Source organism: Nonomuraea sp. NPDC051941, assembly GCF_044593615.1.
Window position 1 is genome coordinate 54664 of record NZ_JBIUCF010000013.1, and the last position, 16242, is coordinate 70905.

At 70.4% G+C, this 16242-nt stretch carries 19 protein-coding genes; 14 read left to right on the forward strand and 5 right to left on the reverse strand.

Features of this window, described 5'->3' with window-relative positions:
• Positions 1-36 precede the first annotated feature (36 nt).
• From ACIHFD_RS22480 to ACIHFD_RS22500, 5 genes are read left to right on the forward strand one after another with little or no spacing between them, the layout of a single operon-like run.
• Positions 37-1572, forward strand: a complete 1536-nt coding sequence (locus ACIHFD_RS22480) for an IucA/IucC family C-terminal-domain containing protein (protein ID WP_397368543.1) — start codon at positions 37-39, stop codon at positions 1570-1572.
• 54 nt (positions 1573-1626) lie between these two features.
• Positions 1627-2142, forward strand: coding sequence for a SigE family RNA polymerase sigma factor (locus ACIHFD_RS22485; protein WP_364245282.1), 516 nt, complete (start codon positions 1627-1629; stop codon positions 2140-2142).
• On the forward strand, positions 2139-3362 hold the full coding sequence (locus tag ACIHFD_RS22490; protein ID WP_397368544.1) for a hypothetical protein: 1224 nt from the start codon (positions 2139-2141) through the stop codon (positions 3360-3362). The genes ACIHFD_RS22485 and ACIHFD_RS22490 overlap by 4 nt, the downstream gene beginning before the upstream one ends.
• Positions 3363-3400: 38 nt before the next feature.
• Positions 3401-3979 carry a TetR/AcrR family transcriptional regulator gene (locus ACIHFD_RS22495; RefSeq protein WP_397368545.1) on the forward strand — a complete coding sequence of 193 codons (579 nt, stop codon included), beginning with the start codon at positions 3401-3403 and terminating at the stop codon, positions 3977-3979.
• Between the two features lie 20 nt (positions 3980-3999).
• On the forward strand, positions 4000-4758 hold the full coding sequence (locus ACIHFD_RS22500; RefSeq protein WP_397368546.1) for an SDR family NAD(P)-dependent oxidoreductase: 759 nt from the start codon (positions 4000-4002) through the stop codon (positions 4756-4758).
• A gap of 19 nt (positions 4759-4777) precedes the next feature.
• Here ACIHFD_RS22500 and ACIHFD_RS22505 read toward each other — a convergent pair whose 3' ends face one another.
• Positions 4778-4981 (reverse strand): hypothetical protein, encoded by a 204-nt coding sequence (locus ACIHFD_RS22505; RefSeq protein WP_397368547.1) that lies wholly within the window; start codon positions 4979-4981, stop codon positions 4778-4780.
• Entirely contained in the window at positions 4978-5421 is a 444-nt protein-coding gene (locus ACIHFD_RS22510) for an ATP-binding protein (RefSeq protein ID WP_397368548.1), read from the reverse strand. The genes ACIHFD_RS22505 and ACIHFD_RS22510 overlap by 4 nt, the downstream gene beginning before the upstream one ends.
• A 175-nt stretch (positions 5422-5596) precedes the next feature.
• On the opposite strand from ACIHFD_RS22510, the gene ACIHFD_RS22515 reads away from it, so the two are divergent.
• From ACIHFD_RS22515 to ACIHFD_RS22525, 3 genes are all read left to right on the forward strand, one after another.
• Entirely contained in the window at positions 5597-6391 is a 795-nt protein-coding gene (locus tag ACIHFD_RS22515; protein WP_397368549.1) for a Scr1 family TA system antitoxin-like transcriptional regulator, read from the forward strand.
• Positions 6378-6602, forward strand: a complete 225-nt coding sequence (locus tag ACIHFD_RS22520) for a DUF397 domain-containing protein (protein WP_397368550.1) — start codon at positions 6378-6380, stop codon at positions 6600-6602. The genes ACIHFD_RS22515 and ACIHFD_RS22520 overlap by 14 nt, the downstream gene beginning before the upstream one ends.
• A 137-nt stretch (positions 6603-6739) precedes the next feature.
• Positions 6740-7105, forward strand: coding sequence for a DUF2809 domain-containing protein (locus tag ACIHFD_RS22525; protein WP_397368551.1), 366 nt, complete (start codon positions 6740-6742; stop codon positions 7103-7105).
• A 101-nt stretch (positions 7106-7206) separates the two neighbouring features.
• Here ACIHFD_RS22525 and ACIHFD_RS22530 read toward each other — a convergent pair whose 3' ends face one another.
• Positions 7207-8721 carry an N-acetylmuramoyl-L-alanine amidase gene (locus ACIHFD_RS22530; RefSeq protein WP_355193707.1) on the reverse strand — a complete coding sequence of 505 codons (1515 nt, stop codon included), beginning with the start codon at positions 8719-8721 and terminating at the stop codon, positions 7207-7209.
• A 322-nt stretch (positions 8722-9043) separates the two neighbouring features.
• Between ACIHFD_RS22530 and ACIHFD_RS22535 the strand changes: the two genes are divergently transcribed.
• The gene (locus ACIHFD_RS22535) at positions 9044-10987 is read left to right on the forward strand and encodes a family 10 glycosylhydrolase (RefSeq protein WP_397368552.1); all 1944 of its coding nucleotides are present in this window, start codon (positions 9044-9046) and stop codon (positions 10985-10987) included.
• 53 nt (positions 10988-11040) lie between these two features.
• Complete coding sequence (locus ACIHFD_RS22540; protein WP_397368553.1) at positions 11041-12123, forward strand: sensor histidine kinase; 1083 nt, start codon at positions 11041-11043, stop codon at positions 12121-12123.
• A gap of 8 nt (positions 12124-12131) precedes the next feature.
• Here the strand turns inward: ACIHFD_RS22540 and ACIHFD_RS22545 are convergent, their stop codons facing one another.
• Positions 12132-12509 (reverse strand): YbaB/EbfC family nucleoid-associated protein, encoded by a 378-nt coding sequence (locus ACIHFD_RS22545; RefSeq protein WP_397368554.1) that lies wholly within the window; start codon positions 12507-12509, stop codon positions 12132-12134.
• A 14-nt stretch (positions 12510-12523) separates the two neighbouring features.
• Complete coding sequence (locus ACIHFD_RS22550; RefSeq protein WP_355193715.1) at positions 12524-12958, reverse strand: YbaB/EbfC family nucleoid-associated protein; 435 nt, start codon at positions 12956-12958, stop codon at positions 12524-12526.
• Positions 12959-13047: 89 nt separating this feature from the next.
• On the opposite strand from ACIHFD_RS22550, the gene ACIHFD_RS22555 reads away from it, so the two are divergent.
• From ACIHFD_RS22555 to ACIHFD_RS22570, 4 genes are all read left to right on the forward strand, one after another.
• Entirely contained in the window at positions 13048-13368 is a 321-nt protein-coding gene (locus tag ACIHFD_RS22555) for a hypothetical protein (protein ID WP_397368555.1), read from the forward strand.
• Positions 13365-14282: a hypothetical protein gene (locus tag ACIHFD_RS22560; RefSeq protein WP_397368556.1), complete on the forward strand. Its 918-nt coding sequence runs from the start codon at positions 13365-13367 to the stop codon at positions 14280-14282. The genes ACIHFD_RS22555 and ACIHFD_RS22560 overlap by 4 nt, the downstream gene beginning before the upstream one ends.
• Before the next feature lie 6 nt (positions 14283-14288).
• The gene (locus tag ACIHFD_RS22565; RefSeq protein WP_397368557.1) at positions 14289-14957 is read left to right on the forward strand and encodes a hypothetical protein; all 669 of its coding nucleotides are present in this window, start codon (positions 14289-14291) and stop codon (positions 14955-14957) included.
• A 113-nt stretch (positions 14958-15070) separates the two neighbouring features.
• A complete protein-coding gene (locus ACIHFD_RS22570; RefSeq protein ID WP_397368558.1) occupies positions 15071-16210 on the forward strand; it encodes a monooxygenase in 1140 nt (379 codons plus the stop codon).
• The last annotated feature ends 32 nt before the right edge of the window (positions 16211-16242 follow it).

A 16242-nucleotide genomic window follows, 5' to 3' on the forward strand; every position in this document is an offset into this window, starting at 1 on the left:
GCACCAATAGGGACAAAGGGTAGGGATAAGGTCGCCATGGCACCTACCGACGGCCTTCTTCCTCTCCCGCGAGAGGCACAGACAGACGCCGCGAACCTCGCGACGACGGCACTGCTCAACTGCCTGATCCGCGAAGTGGCCCGGCCCGCGCGCGCCGGCGCTTTCCTGCTGCCCGCGACCGGCCGGCTCCTGCGCGTCGCCGGCGGGCGGTTCCCGGACCGGGCCGAGCAGCGGACGCCTGACGGCTGGCGCCCCCTCTCCCTGGACGACCTGGTCGCGCTGACGGCCGCCGAACTGCGTGCGGGGACCGGGGTCGACAATGACACGCTGCCCGCCGAGATCACGCACAGCCGGGACGTCATGGCCGCCCTGCTGGCCGCCAGGCGGGCCGGGACGCCGCCCGCGGACCTCTACCTGCGTTCCGAACAGGCCCTCGTCGCGGGCCATCGCTACCATCCCGCGCCGAAGGCCCGCGGCGGGTCCGGTCCGGGGGCCTGGCTCCCGTACGCGCCGGAGGCGTACGCGAGCTTCGCGCTGCCGCTGTTCGGCGTGCCGGCCGAGCGGCTGGTGGAGGTGGGGGAGGCGGGCGCGCTCGACCGGCTGGGGCCGTCTCCCGGCGACGGCCTGGCCCTGCTGCCCGCGCATCCCTGGCAGGTGGAGCTGCTGGGCGGCCCGCCGCTGCGCCACGTGGGCGTCACCGGGGTCCTCGCCTCACCGACCTCGTCGATCCGTACGGTGTACCTGCCCGAGCTGGACCTGTTCTGCAAGTTCAGCCTGGACGTGCGGATCACGAACGACATCCGGCGGCTGTGGCTGCGCGACCTGAGCAGGCTGGCCGTGGTGGCCGAGGTCGTCGGGCAGGCGTTCGACGACCTGCCCGACCACGTGGCCCGGCCCGCCGTGCTGCGCGACCGCGGCTACCGCAGCGCCGAGCTGGACCGGGACGGCGGGGAGGCGCTGGCGGTGATCGTCCGCGACGGTCTGCGCGAGCACGTGCGCCCGGGGCTGACGGTGCTGCTCGCGGCGGGGATCAGCGAGGGCTTCCCCGGCAACCCGCTCGACGGGCTGGGCGACGAGCTGGCGCTCGTGTGGTGGGAGCGGTACCTGGATCACGTGGTTCCCCCGCTCCTGCACGCCTATTTCCGTCATGGGGTCGTGCTGGAGTGCCATCTGCAGAACGTGCTGATCGCGGTGGACGAGCGCGGGCTTCCCGCGCAGGCCGTCTTCCGTGACCACGAGGGGGTCAAGCTCGTCGCGGAGCGGCACCCGTCGCTGAAGGGCGTCGGGGGTGCGCGGGCGTGGGAGCGGCTGGTGTACTGCCTGGTGACCAACAACCTCTGCGAGATCGCGGGAGCCCTGGCCGAGCGCCATCCGGGGTTGCGGGGGGAGCTGTGGGCACGGGCCAGGACGGTGTTCACGGGGTGCGGCAAGGATCACGGGGATCCGGACGAGCTGCGCGATCTGCTGGGCGCCACGCACATCCCGGCCAAGGCCAACCTGCTGCTGCGCTGGCTGAACGCCGGGGGCGGCGACATGCGGGCCGTCCCCGTACCCAACCCCCTGGCCCCGTGACGCATAGCGGGGTGACCGGGGGGCGTCTGAGGGGGTGACGACTATCCCCTGGAGGTGATCGTGGACGTCGCGGACGAGCAACGTTTCCGCGAGTTCGTCTCTGCGCGCTCCCCCGCACTCATGCGACTCGGGTTCCTGCTCACCGGTGGTGACCAGCACGCGGCCGAGGACCTGGTGCAGACCGCGCTGGCGAAGCTGGCGAGCCGGTGGCGGCGGGTGGACGCGCCTGAGGCGTACGCCAAGCAGATCATGTACCGCCAGCAGATCAGCTGGTGGCGGGCGAGCAGGCGGCGCGGCGAGGTGGTGCAGGCGGAGCCGCCCGAGCTGGCGGACCGGGACCTCAATCACCAGAGCGAGCTGCGCATGGTGTTGCGGTCGGCGCTGGCGCGGCTCACGGCGCGGCAGCGCACCGTGCTGGTGCTGCGGTATTTCGAGGATCTGCCCGAGCAGGACGTGGCGCGGGCGCTGGGCTGCTCCGTCGGAACGGTCAGGAGCACGGCGCACAGGTCGCTGGCCCGCCTGCGCGAGATCGCCCCCGAACTGGCCAGGGAACTGGAGGTGGCCAAATGACGCGACTGCTTCGGGACACGCTGCAGGAGTGGGCCGACGAGACGAGGGTGCCGCACGATCTGGCGGACCGGGCGCTGCGGAGGCGCGCCTGGAAGCCCGTCGGCATGGTGGTGCTGGCCGTGGGGCTGGTGGCGGCGATCGCGGTGTCCGCCGTGGGCCTGCGCGGCGCCGGGCCGGCCGTACGCGACCCGCAGGCCACCATGCACGCGGCCACCGGCGTCACGCTGCCCCCACGCCCGTCGCCCGCGCCGACCGACGTGCGGGCCGACACGGAGCACAGCCCGCCGGTCAAGCTGATCGCCGCGGGACGCATGGCCGTGTCCGCCTACTACACCACCCGCCGGGAGCGGGTCTCGGACAACGAGCAGCGGGTCGTGTACAGGTGGTCGCTGTACGACCCGCGCACCGACGGCTACGAGGAGACCTCGTGGGCCTGGGTGGACGTGGCCCCCGGGCTGCAGGTGGCCGCCGTGCTGGAAGGGGAGCTGATCAGCAAGCGGCTGGGCATCCTCGACCTGAACACCCGGCAGATCCTCAAGTGGATCGACCTGGAGCACCCGGTGGGGTCGGTCACGTGGTCCCCCGACGGCACCAGGGTCCTGGCCACGGCGTACTCCGGCTACCCGGACATCTTGCAGGGGAAGGGCGACCAGGCGGCCGTCGTTCCCGGGAGCAGCCCGCGTACCGGCTACTACATCGTCGACGTCGAGGCCGGCACGGCCGACTATCACGAGCTGCCGCCGATGGCCGACGCGATGTTCAACGACGACAAGCCCTTCAACGTGAGCGGCCGCCAGGACCTCGGCTGGAGCCTGGACGGCACGATGCTCTGGGCCCCCACCAGCACCACTCCGGACCGGGTCTTCTACACCCTCGACGGTGAAAAGGCGGAGTGGCCCAAGGGGGACCGGTACGTGGACTACTCGCACATCTCGGCGACCTCCCCGAACGGCCGCCTGGTCCTGGGCCCCGACGGCCTGCCGACCAAGATCACGGATGCGGGGACGGGCCAGGTCGTCGGGCAGCAGAGGGTGCTGCAACTGCACGCCTGGGCCGACGACGAGAACGTCATCGCTCTGGGGTGCGCCGGGTCGTGCGAGAGCGAGTTCAACAACGGGCTGGTCCTGGTGAGCGTGGACGGTCAGCGGACGACGCAGCTCGGCGCGAACCGCGACTCCGACAAGGACGGCTCCTGGCGGTGGGTGCTCACTCCTAGGTAACTGGATCGATCGTTCTTGAATGTGCTAGCTTTGGCCCCGTGGCAAGGAGCAAGGAGTTCGATCCCGAGGTCGCGTTGCAGAAGGCCCTGGAGCTGTTCTGGGAGCGCGGATACGAGGCGACGTCGATGGCGGACCTCGTGGAGCACCTCGGGATCGCCCGGGCGAGCATCTACGGCACCTTCGGCGGCAAGCGCGAGCTCTACCTGAAGGCGCTGGAGCGCTACCTGGAGCAGCACAACGTGGTCGAGCGGCTGTCCCAGCCGGGGCCCGCGCTGCCCGCCGTCCGGGCCTTCCTCGACTCGTACGTCGCGGAGTGCCTGGCCGACGAGCTGCGGCGGGGCTGCATGGTGGTGAACACGGCGGTGGAGTTCGCCACGCGCGACGCCGCCGTGTCCCGCAAGGTGACGGAGAGCTGGGCGGGGCTGGAGACCGTGCTCACCGCCACCCTGGTCCGGGCCCGGGCGCAGGGCGAGATCCCGGCGGGGAAGGACCCGTACGCGCTGGCCAGGTTCCTGCTCGTGCTGCTGCAGGGCATCAGGGTGCTCGGCAGGGCCGACCCCGATCCGCGCCGCCTGCGCGACGCGGTCGACCAGGCCATGGTCGCCGTCCAAATTTGAGAACGATTGGTATGGAATAGATGAATCGCTTTGAGGGCAAGGTCGCCCTGGTCACCGGCGCGAGCGGCGTCCTGGGACGGGCCGCGGCGCTGGCGTACGCGGGTGAGGGCGCTTCCGTGCTGGTCGCGGGGCGCGACACGGCCAGGCTGGCCGAGGTCGTGAAGCTGATCGAGGAGCGGGGCGGGCAGGCGAGCGCGTTCGCCGTGGACGTCACGCGATCGGCCGAGGTCGCCGCCATGGTCGAGGCCGCGGTCTCCCGGTACGGGGGCCTCGACGTCGCGCTCAACGCGGCCGGCGTCTTCGGCATGCTCGCGCCGCTGGCCGACTACGACGAGGACGTCTGGGACACCGCGCTCGCGGTGAACCTGAAGGGCGTGTTCCTGTCGATGAAGCACGAGATCGCCCACATGCGCGCCCATGGCGGTGGCGTCATCGTCAACGTGGCCTCCAACCTGGGCGCGCACTGGCGGCTGCCCGGAGCCGCCGCGTACGCCGCCTCGAAGGCGGGGGTGAGCTTCCTGACCCGCACCGCCGCCCGCGACCACATCGCGGACGGCGTACGGATCAACGCCGTCAGCCCCGGCCCGATCGACTCGCCCATGGCGACGCGGCCCGGCGAGACCCGGGAGGAACGGGACGAGCGCATGAGAGGCGCGCTGCCGATCGGCCGGGTCGCCACGCCGGAGGAGGTCGCGGCGGCGGCGCTGTGGCTGTCGTCGCCGGAGTCGAGCTTCGTCGTGGGCCAGGACCACGTGATCGACGGCGGCGCCACCGCCTGACCGGATGGCTCGCCGCTGGTCATCCTGCTCGATCGCGGGCGTTCGAGTTGGCCCTGCGGCGCGTCTCCTCCTCCAGGTGCTCGAACAACTCCGGCAGGGTCGCGCCGCACCGTACATTGGACAGCGCGCTGTGCTCGGGCACCTGGACGGTGCGGATGGCGATGTAACCGCCTCCGGCGCCTTCGATGATCTCCCAACCGGGAAATCCCCTGGTCGCCGTCACGGCATGTTCGCCGCGATGTCGGCCCACACGACGCGATGACCCTCCTCGGTGACATGCGTGCCGCATTCGGAGCTCAGCCGGGCCACGATGCCGAGGCCGCGACCCGACTCCTCCATGGGGCCCAACTGGCGAGGGACGAAGCGCGGCTCCGGTTCCGGAGCGCCCGGGTCGATCACCTCAAGGCGGACGAAGCCGTCGCCGAAGCCCAGCCGGACCTTGACCCAGTCGCGCCGCCTGCCGCCGGGGACGTGCTGGATAACGTTGGCCACCAGTTCGGAGACGATCTGGAGCGCGTCGGAGCGGACCGTCGGATGGCTGTCGGTGAGCCAAAGCCCGGTCGCCTGCCGCGCCTGCCACGACGTCTTGTCATTGCGGCGCAGCGTCGTATCGCGCCATAGGACGACATCGGCGAGCCCTGTTGATGTGGTTCTTGCCCGCACAAAATCACCGCCTTTGTTCTGTTGTGCCGGTATTTGGCTCGGACAACAGGCTGAGCATGTGTCTGGAAGCACTCCCCAGAGTGCCGCCGCCGGGCTAATTTGTAATCGGCACGTCACAGTCCGTTTCCAGACGGACGTGCTGGCGCCTGTCCGGGTCCTGAGAAAGGGCGATGACATGACGACAGAGGTTTACGGCGAGGTACTGAAGAAAGCGCGTAACGCGGCAGGTCTTTCCCAGACGGCTCTGGGAGACCTGCTCTCATGCAGCGAGAGCCTGGTCGGCCTGATCGAGCGCGGTAAGCGGAGGCCGAGCAAGAAGTTCACCCTGGCGGCCGAAGCGGTGCTGGGGCTGAACGGGGAGCTCTTCGGGCTCCTGCCGAACACCACCGTCATGTCCACTCCGAAGTGGTTCAGCGAGTGGCCGAAGGTGGAGGAGAAGGCGCACACCATCCGAACGTGGCAACCGCTCGTGGTCCCGGGACTCCTCCAGACGGCTCGTTATGCGCGGGCCATCCTCTCTGCCGAGCCGGGGGTCACCGAGCAATGGATCGAAGCGGCCGTCGAGACGCGCCTCCGGCGGCAGTCTGTATTCGAGCGCGAGAGCCCACCCATGTACTGGGCCTTGCTCGATGAATGCGCTCTCCTCCGGCCGGTCGGCGGGAAGGAAGTGATGCGGGAGCAACTGGAGCACCTGCTGAAGATGACCGAGCGGCCCAACATTTCGTTCCAGGTAGTGCCGCTGGAGGTGGGCGCCACAGCAGGTCTGCTCGGAGGATTCGCCCTTGCCCAGAGTGACGACATACCGGACCACATCTCCCTCGAAGACGCCGCACTGGGCTCTGTGTCCGCCCACGAGGACACCGTGCGCCGCGTTAGTGTCAGATATGACGCAATTCACAAATGGGCGCATCCCCTACACATGAGCCAGCGACTAGTACGTGAGGTGGCGGCAAAGTATGAAGATCAGTGATGAGCTGCGCGCCGAGTTGGATGCGGCGCAGTGGAAGAAGTCCACGCTCTCCGGCTCCAGCGGAGGGGACTGCCTCTACGCGGCCAAGCTGAGCGGCGACCGATACGCGATCCGGGATTCCGAGCAGCCCGACGTCCCGCCCATGATCGTGCGCGGAGGCGTCTTCCGCGCCTTCGTAGGCGGCGCGAAAATCGGCGAATTCGACTTCTGACCCGTCTCTTGCGGCGGCCGGCAGGCGCTCATCTGATGGTGTTCGCGCTGCGGACCCGGCGGGCGTGGCCGCCATGGGGGACGAACTCTATGATCAGGTCGTCCTGATCGTTGAGATTCGGAGAAGATGTCAATCTCATGCGCCGCACCATGCTCCTTCTGGGTGGCGCCGCCCTCGCCGTCGGCGCGTTCGTCCTCTTCTATCGGGGCCCGGGACAACCGTTCATCCGCGGTTACGTGAGCGACGTCGCTGCCACCATGCTGGTCTACGCGTTCTTGGGGCTGCTGTGGCGCACCACCGCCGCACGCCGCACCCTGGCCACGGCCGCGATCGCCGTCGCCGTCGAGTTCTACCAAATAGTCGGCATGACCCCGCCGGGGATCGGCGGTGTCCTGGTCGGTGCGTTCCCCGACCCATGGGACCTGGTCGCCTATGCCATCGGTGTGGTCGCGGCCCTGGCCTGGGAACGCCGATCGGTCCGATCCGGTGATCAGACTGGCTGACTCTCGGACACCACCCCACCGGCACGGCATGTCGCCCTGAGACGCGAAGGTACGGCCCGCGCCCTCGCTGCGGAGGGGGCGCGGGCCGTACGAGGTGATTCTCAGACCCGGCTGATGCGGACGGCGTCGGCGATGACGTAGCCCGTGCCCGAGGTCCAGCGGCTCACGCCGACGGCGTTGTACGTGCCGGCGTTGAGCGAGAAGGTGCCCAGGCTCTTCCAGGCCCCTCCGCCGGAGCGTTGGTCGACGTAGACGGTCTGGTTGCCGCCCGACGCCGCCACGATGAACGGCGCCGAGCTGTTGTATCCGGGATCGTCCGGATACCAGACCTCGACCCGGTACGTGCCCGCGCTCGGGATGGTCGCCGAGTACCACGCCGGGTCGCTGGCGGCGACGGGGTCGGCGTAGCGGTAGTCGGCGCCGTAGCGCTGGCTGGAGTAGGTGGAGGTGCCCCAGTTCGCGCTGGCGGTGAACTGGCCGGAGGTGGTGTTGTCGATGGTCGTGGACCACGACGGGGTGCCGCCACCGGTCACGTAGTTCATGTACGTGGTCCAGTTCCAGTACGAGCCCGGGTCGGTGTGGGTCGCGCCCGGGACCTCGTTGTGCCCGATGATGTGGCTGCGGTCCTTCGGGATGCCGTACTTGTCGCAGATGGCCTTGGTCAGGGCCGCGGAAGCCCGGTACATCGCGTCGGTGAACCACGAGGCGTCGGCGACGTAGCCCTCGTGCTCGATGCCGATGGACCTGGTGTTGTAGGTCCAGTTGCCGGCGTGCCAGGCGATGTCCTTGTCGCGCACCATCTGGGTGATGGCGCCGTTGGAGGACTTGACCACGTAGTGGGCGGAGACCTGCGCGGCGGAGTTCTGGAACCAGGAGATGGTGCCGGCGTACGAGCCCTGGGTGACGTGGATGACCACCCGGTCGATGGCGTAGGCCGACGGGCGGCTGGAGGCGGTGTAGTTGCTGGAGCTGGCGGCCACCCACGCGGCCGGCGGGTAGTCGGGGCTGGCCACTTCGGCCTGCGCGTTCAGCTGGCGGGCCTTGGCGAGCTCGCCCCGGTCGGCGGTGACCTCCTGCGGCTTGACCTGGACGCCGCGGATGTCGATGCCGAGGCCGAGCTGCTCGTACACGGCGTCGGCGTAGAGGCGGGCCAGCTCGGGCGAGGAGGCGTTGCCGTACTTGGCCACGGCCTGGTACCAGCGCCCGGCGTCCTTCCTGGCCGTCTCGTCGAGGCCCAGCCCGTCGGCGAGGGAACGCAGCACGGTCGCGCCGCCGAGGATGTTCGCCTCGTCGTCGGCCTTCAGCTTGTCGGCCGGGAGCTTGGTCAGCTCGGCGGCCTTCTCGAGCGAGTGGTTGGTCGGATTGCTGACCAGGTGCATCACGCCGTATCCGCCGCTGGCGCTGGGCTCGCCCTTGTGGCCGTCGAGGTGGGTCTCGGCGTAGGCGAGCGCGACGAGCAGGTCGCGGGGGACGTCCTGCGCGGCGGCCGCCTTGGCGAACGCCGCTTGGAGCGGGCTGTCCTTGGCCACCGCCAGGGCGGGCTGGCCTGCGGCGATGAGGAGGACGGCGAGAGTCGAGGTGGCGAGGGCTGCTAATCGCGTGCGGACGAGAGTCATGGGGGTGCTCCTCGTTGGTGGTAAGCGGCGCACCGTGGGCGCGCGGAACCTGCTACCTCCGGGTGGACCGCTAGACGCGCCCACCGTATGGCACGTCTTGACATATGTCGATAATTGACATTACTCACGTGTTAGGTGAAACTTTTCGCCCCTTTGACGGCGGTCGTCCGGTGTCGAGGCCGCCCGGGGGAAGAGGTTCGAGTGCCGCTTCAAAGAGAGCGGGCGCGCCTGACGTGGTGCGTGTTCTGCGCCCCGAGATTGGGCCCCACCGAAGCGGTGAAGACTATTGCACTTTCTTCTGAACGCGCTGAAACTTCTCTTCGTGATCGCGTTGCGCACCGCTCTGGCGGCCTTCGCCGTACTCGTCCACCTTGTGACCTCCACTTTCTCCGCCGCCGCGGCCGCCTGCACGCCTGACCCCGCCACCCCGAAACGCCAGCTCAGGGCCATGTGGATCTCCACGGTCGCGAACATCGACTGGCCCAGCGACCAGGGGCTGAGCGCGGCGAAGCAGCAGGCCGAGTTCCGCGCGTGGCTGGATATGGCCGTGCAGAAGCGGATGAACGCCGTGGTCGTGCAGATCAGGCCCACGGCCGACGCGTTCTGGCCGTCACCGTTCGAGCCGTGGTCGGAGTGGCTGAGCGGCACCCAGGGCGGGAATCCCGGGTACGACCCGCTGGCCTTCATGGTCAACGAGGCGCACGCGCGCAACCTGGAGTTCCACGCCTGGTTCAACCCGTACCGGATCGCCAACCACGCCGATCCGAACAAGCTCGTGTCCACGCACCCGGCGCGGCAGCACCCCGAGTGGCGCTTCGCGTACGGCGGGAAGCTCTACTACAACCCGGGCATCCCGGCGGTACGCGCCTTCATCGAGGACGCGATCATGGACGCCGTCTCCAAGTACGACGTGGACGGCGTGCACCTCGACGACTACTTCTACCCCTATCCCGTGGACGGCCAGACCATCCCCGACGCGGGCACGTTCGCCCAGCACGGCGGCGGGTTCGGCAACATCGCCGACTGGCGGCGCAACAACGTCAACCTGCTCGTGCAGGAGCTGGGCCAGCGCATCCACACCGCGAAGCCGCACGTGTCGTTCGGGATCAGCCCGTTCGGCATCTGGCGCAACGCCGCGACCGACCCGCTGGGCTCGCGCACGTCCGGGCTGCAGTCGTATGACGCGATCTACGCCGACAGCCGGAAATGGGTCAAGCAGGGCTGGGTGGACTACATCTCGCCCCAGATCTACTGGCACATCGGCTTCTCCGCCGCCGCCTACGAGGTGCTCACGGCCTGGTGGTCCGACCAGGTGCGGGGCACCGGCGTGCAGCTCGTCGTCGGCCAGGCCGCCTACCGCGCCGGGGCCTCCGGGCAGGACGCCGCCTGGCAGGATCCGGCGGAGCTGAGCGACCACCTGACCGACAACCGCCGGCATCCCGAGGTGTCCGGGGACATCTTCTTCAGCGCGAAGGACGTCAAGGCGGACCGGATCGGGTCGATCACCCGGGTGGTGAACGCCCACTACTCCAAGCCCGCGCTGCTGCCCGCCCGCGGCTCGGCGGCGGCGCCGCCCGCGCCCGCGATCACCTCGGCCACCCAGGGCTCGACCGGCGTCCAGCTCGCGTGGACGGGCTCGGGCACGTACTACGCGGTGTACCGGGTGAACGGGTTGCAGTCCACCGCGGACCCGTGCTCCTTCGCCGACGCCCGCAACCTGCTCACGACGACCCGGAAGACGTCCTTCACGGACTCGTCCGCCGCCTCCGGGGCGTTCACGTACTACGTGACCGCCCTCAACCGCACCCACCAGGAGAGCGCGCCGAGCACGGGCAAGCCCGTGGGGCAGTCCGGCGACGGGTTCAGCGTCGTGATCGACAACTCGGACGCGGGCTTCACCGCCAGCTCGAACTGGGGCACGTCCGCCTTCTCCGGGCAGCTGCACGGCGCCGACTACCGCTTCGCCAACCCGGTCTCGGCCAGCGATCCCGCCTGGTACCAGACGACCATCCCCAGCGCCGGGACCTACCGGGTGGAGGTGTGGTACCCGGCCGACTCCGGCTACAACAGCGCGACGCCGTACATCGTCGCCACCTCCGGCGGGAACCAGACGGTCACCGTGGACCAGCGCAGCGGCGGCGGGCAGTGGCGGGTGCTGGGCACGTACACGCTGGCGGCCGGCACGTACAACGTGGTCGGGGTGAGCCGGTGGACCTCGGCGACGGGCTACGTCATCGCCGACGCCGTCCGCATCACCAAGACCTGAGGTCGCCTGGTTGGAGTCTGGGCAGGGCCGGTGCGTGATCGTACGATGAGCCGGTGGACGGTGTCCGTCCGCGGCCGATCGACGCGGTCGCGGTCCTGGCCGCGGGAGGCTTGACGCTGGCGACCGGCTACACCGGCCCGGTCCTCGTGGTCCTGCTCGCGGCGGCGGTGCCGGTGCTCTGGACGCGCAGGGCGCCGCTCACCGTCGCCTGGGTCAGCGCGGGGACGGCGATCGCCCTGCCCGTGCTGTCGGTGGTCTGGCACGTGCCGCTGCCGGACGCGGCGCCGCTCTGGCCGCCCACGTGCGCCTTCGCCGCGTACGGCGCGATGGCGTTCGCGGCGGAGCGGTATCGCGGCATCCAGCGCTGGCTGCCGGTGATCATCCTGGGCCTGGCCGTGCTGGCGCTGCCCGACCGCCTCCCGCTGATCCTGCGCACCGAGGCGGCGCTCGCCCTGGCCACCCTGTACGGCATGTACGTGGCCGTCAGGGAGCGCCTGCGCCGCGAGCTGGCGGAGCGGGCCCAGCGGGTCGAGCGCGAACGGCTGGCGGGCGAGATGCACGACGTCGTGACCCACCGGGTCAGCCGGATGGTCCTGCAGGCCGGGGTGCTGGCCATGGCGGCGCGGGACGAGCGCGGGAGGGCGGCGGCGGAGGAGATCCGGGCGACCGGGTTCGAGGCGCTGGACGAGCTGCGTCACATGGTGGCGCTGCTGCGGCGCGGCACCGGGGAGGGCTTCGACCTGGGGCTCCCGCTGCCCGACCTGCGGCCGCTGGTCACCGAGTCGGCCTGCGCGGGCGTCCCCGCGGAGCTGGTGGTGGACGGCACGCCGGTGCCCGTGTCGGGCGTGGTGGGGCGCACCGCGTACCTGATGGTCGAGGAGGCCCTCACCAACGTCCGCAAGCACGCGCCCGGGGCGGAGGCGCGGGTGCGGGTGCGCTATCGCCCGGGATCGGTACGGATCGCCGTGCGCAACACCCCCGGCCAGCCGGACGCCTGGGTCGGCGGCGCCGGGCCCGGGATGGGGCTGCTGGACCTGCGGCGGCAGGTGGAGCTGGTGGGCGGCACCCTGGAGACCGGGGAGGACCGGGAGGGCGGCTTCCGGGTCGAGGCGACGTTCCCCACGCCGCCCCCGTGAACGGGAGATCAGTCCCAGTCGTTCAGCAGGCGCTCGAAATGGGCGTTCGCTTCCACGGGGTCGTAGCCGGGCAACGCCTCGCGCATGAAGTCATGGGTCTGGCGCTGGGCGTCCGCGCACGCCTCGCCCACTGCGGCGAGCGTCTGCTCGGCCAGGTCGTGGCTGCTCAGACGGGTCGCGCGCGGGCCGTACCGGACGTCCAGGACACGGCCGTTGACGTCGACGGTCGCCTTGACCTGGCCGGAGGCCGCCTCGCCGGTGCCGACGATCTTTTCGAGGTCCTCCTGGGCCGTCTCGAGCCAGGCCAGCATCTGCTCACTCTGGCGGCCGGCCTCGTCCAGGTCCTGTTCCCTGATGTTGGCCGGGTCGTAGGGATGGCGGTACACGCTTGCCTCCGAGCCTAAAGAAGATCGCGGGCCGCCTGCTCGACCCGCTGGCGTACGAATGTCTCGTCGAGAGGTTCGGGCAGGTGCGCGGCGCCCATGGCCTCGTCCGCTATCTCCTGCGCCTTGCGGGCCGCGTCCTCCTGGGCCGCCTGGAGCACGGCGGTCACCTCGCGTCCGAGCGTCGCCTCATCGAGCCGCAGAGCGCGCGGGTCGATGCGCAGGCGGGTCAGCCCGCCCTGGCCGTCGGCAGCCGCCTCCAGCAGCCCGTCCTTGCTCCTGGCCAGGCCTTCCACCTGCCGGATCGCGGCCTGCGCCGCGCGCAGGTCACGGATGACCCGCCGCCCCTGGGCGGCGTACTCCTCCAGGTATTCGGCGTCGTGGTCGGGCGAGGGGAAGGACATGGCGACCTCCGGGTGGTCAGGAGAGCACAGGCGGCCAAGTCTAGACATACACCGACAAGATCATTAATGAGCGATGTAGGTCTCATTAACGGGAAGCGTTACGCGCGCGGCGATATGCCCCTATATGGTCATTTGGCATGACGGGACTTGAGATAGCTCTGGGAGCGGCGGGGCAGGATGCCTCCCGGATCAGGACCCACGGGGAGGACTACGGCGGCGCTCTCGCGCCGATGCACGGACGCGGGGATGGCGTGTCGTCCTGGGGGGACGACGGCCTCTTCGCCGTGTTCACCAGCACGTACGCCGAATCCCGCGCGGTGTCCATGGCCGCGCTCTCCGGGCTCTCCCAGGAGATGAGCGCGACCGGCGAGGGCCTGCAGGCCGTGGTGAAGAACACGGGTGACACCGAGGCCGCCAACGTCGAGACCATCCAGAACCTGGGACGCGCGTGGGTGTGACACTTCCCCCGGAGGCCGCCGGGGTCATGCAGATGCTCGGGCCCTACCCGACCTTCGACGAGGACGACGCAAGGCGGGAAGGCGGCGCCGTGCGCCTGGCGCACGCGAACACGGTCCCCGCCGCGGCGGGGGCCGACTCGTCGGTACGCGCCACGCAGCAGGTCTACCGAGGCGAGTCCGCCGCCGCCATGCAGGCCCACTGGGAGCGCACGGGCACGCAGAACGGCCACGTCGCCCAGGCCAACGCCGCGCTGAACCTGGCTCCCACGGTGCTCGAAGGCGCCGCGGGGGTGGTGTCGGCGGTGAAGGTCGCGGCGGGCACTCAGGCGGTCTACACCTCGGTCGAGCTGGCCAGGCTGCTGGCGTTCGGCGGGGCGGTGGGAGTGACCGCCGCCACCGCGCGCGTGCTCATGCGCCGCAAGATCGTCGGGAAGGTCCTGCGCGAGGGTAGCGAGGGCACCGGCAAGGTCATCGCCCCCATCGTGCGCCGCCGTATCACCGGTCCCATGCGCCGCATCCTCGACGACCTGCGCCGCCCGGGCGGCCGCGGCGGAAGCCCGGCCCTGGCGGGCGCGGGCGGCCGGACCGTCCCGCTACGGCCGGGGCCGTCGGGCCCCCGTTCCCTCAAGGACGGCATGGCCCAGATGGCCGGGAAGAAGGGCGGCAGGGGCGGGGGCGGCGGCCGCGGCGGTTGGAGAGACCAAGGAATCAAATTCCATGGAAAAGTCCCCAAAAGCACAGAGAACATGACGAAAGAGGAGGCGGAGGCACTCAAGGAGCAGCTGGAGAAGAGCGTCCAAGAACGGGAGCTGCAGCTGAAGTGGTACAACGACAACGATCGTGGGCACGTGCACAGGGTTGATGAGGAAAAGGGAGCAATTAACATGCTCAAGCGCTTCCTGGGGGGAGGTTAACCGCCGATGCAGACGCAAGCAGGCGACGACCTGATCCATCGCATCCGCACGCATTCGCACGACGGCGACGTCGTCGGCCCGGCGGCCAACGACCTGCTGAGCGAGTTGTACGACGGATACCCCGTCGGAAACCTCGCCGAGCTCCTGCACAGCGGCGACGACGTGGCCGTGCGGACGGCGACCTGGCTGCTGTCGGAGCTGGGAGAGCTCGCCGCCCCGATGATGGACGAGGTCCCCGCTCTGCTCGCCCACCCGTTCGCCCAGGTGCGGTTCTACGCGGTCGAAGTCGTCCTGGTCAACGGCGACGCCCTGCACGGATCCACCATCGCGCGCGTCATGAGCCTGAGCACGGACTACGACACCGGTGTCCGCTGGCAGGTTCTCGGCTTCCTGGCTTCGGCCACGACGGACCAGCTGGCAGCCGGGGCGGCGAATCTGGAGCCCGGTCCGGTCAAGGACCTGGCCGAATGGCTGGTCCACCTGGACGCTGAGGCGCCCGACCCGCGTGAGGTCCTCGCCCGGCTCGAAGGGCCCGACCCGACGGCCCGGCTGTTCGCCGCGGCGGCCGCCGGGCGCCTGTCCGACGAGGACACGGGCCTCCTGGAGCACGCGGTCAACGCGGAGGACGAGGAGATCCGGGCTTTCGCCGAGAGATGGCTGAGCGGGTCGGACTGACCCGGTCTCGTCCAGGGGGCGACCCGGGTCTGATGCCGGAGTCCTACCAGGGAACGAACGAGAACGTCCCGTGGAAGGATGTCCGGAGCCGCTTCCCGGGCGAGTGTTGATGTATGAATCGACTCGCCCGGACGGCCGTGTTGCTCTTCGCGGTCGTTCTGCTCGCCTCGTGCGGCGCCCGGAGCACCACCACGCCGGCCGGTCACACCGGTCACACCGGACATGCCGCCAAGGCCACGGTTGCGGCGGCCCCGCTGCGGGCCGGTGAACGGTTCGTCAACCTGACGATGGCGGAGCCGTACACGCCGAATCCGCCCAACGGCGGCACGGACGACTACCGCTGCTTCCTCATCGACCCCAAGCTGGCGAGCAAGGTGTTCCTGACCGGCGCCCAGTTCCAGCCCCAGAACCTCGACCTCGTCCACCACGCGATCTTCTTCAGGATCGACCCCGAGCACGCCGCCAAGGCGCGCGCGATCGACCGGCGCACCCCCGGCCAGGGCTGGACCTGCTTCGGCGACGACGGCGTCGGCGACTCCTCATGGGTGGCGCACTGGGCCCCCGGCACCAGCGAGACGCTGCTCGACCCCAAGTACGGCTACGAGCTGCCGCCGGGCAGCCGGCTCGTCATGCAGGTCCACTACAACCTGCTGGGCGTGGAGGGCAAGCCGGGCACCGACCGCTCGGGCATCCGCCTCCGCGTGACCGACCAGACCCTGCGGCCCCTGGAGACCGCCCTGTTCCAGGCCCCGGTGGAGCTCCCCTGCACGCCGAAGGAGTCGGGACCGCTCTGCGACCGGGCCGCCGCGGTCAAGGACGTCGGCGCCAGGTTCGGCGAGGAGCTGACGCAGCAGGTGGCGATCCTCGCCAAGTACTGCGGGCCGAGCAAGCCGGGGCCGACCCAGCACTGTGACATGCCCGTCGAGGGCACCGCCACGGTCCACGCCATGGCGGGCCACATGCACCTGCTCGGCCGCGCCATCAAGGTCGAGCTCAACCCCGGCACGCCGAAGGCGCAGACGCTCCTGGACGTGCCCGAGTACAACTTCGACGACCAGTCGCTGCGGGTCCTGCCCAAGCCCGTCACGGTCGGCAAGGGCGACGTCGTACGGGTGACGTGCACGCACGACGCGGGCCTGCGAGCCCAGCTGCCCCAGCTGCAGAAGCTGCCGCCCCGGTACGTGGTGTGGGGCGACGGGACCAGCGACGAGATGTGCCTGGGCATCGCGATCGTGACCCCCGGAGCCGCCTGACCCCCGGAGCCGCCTGACCCCCGAGCTGCCCG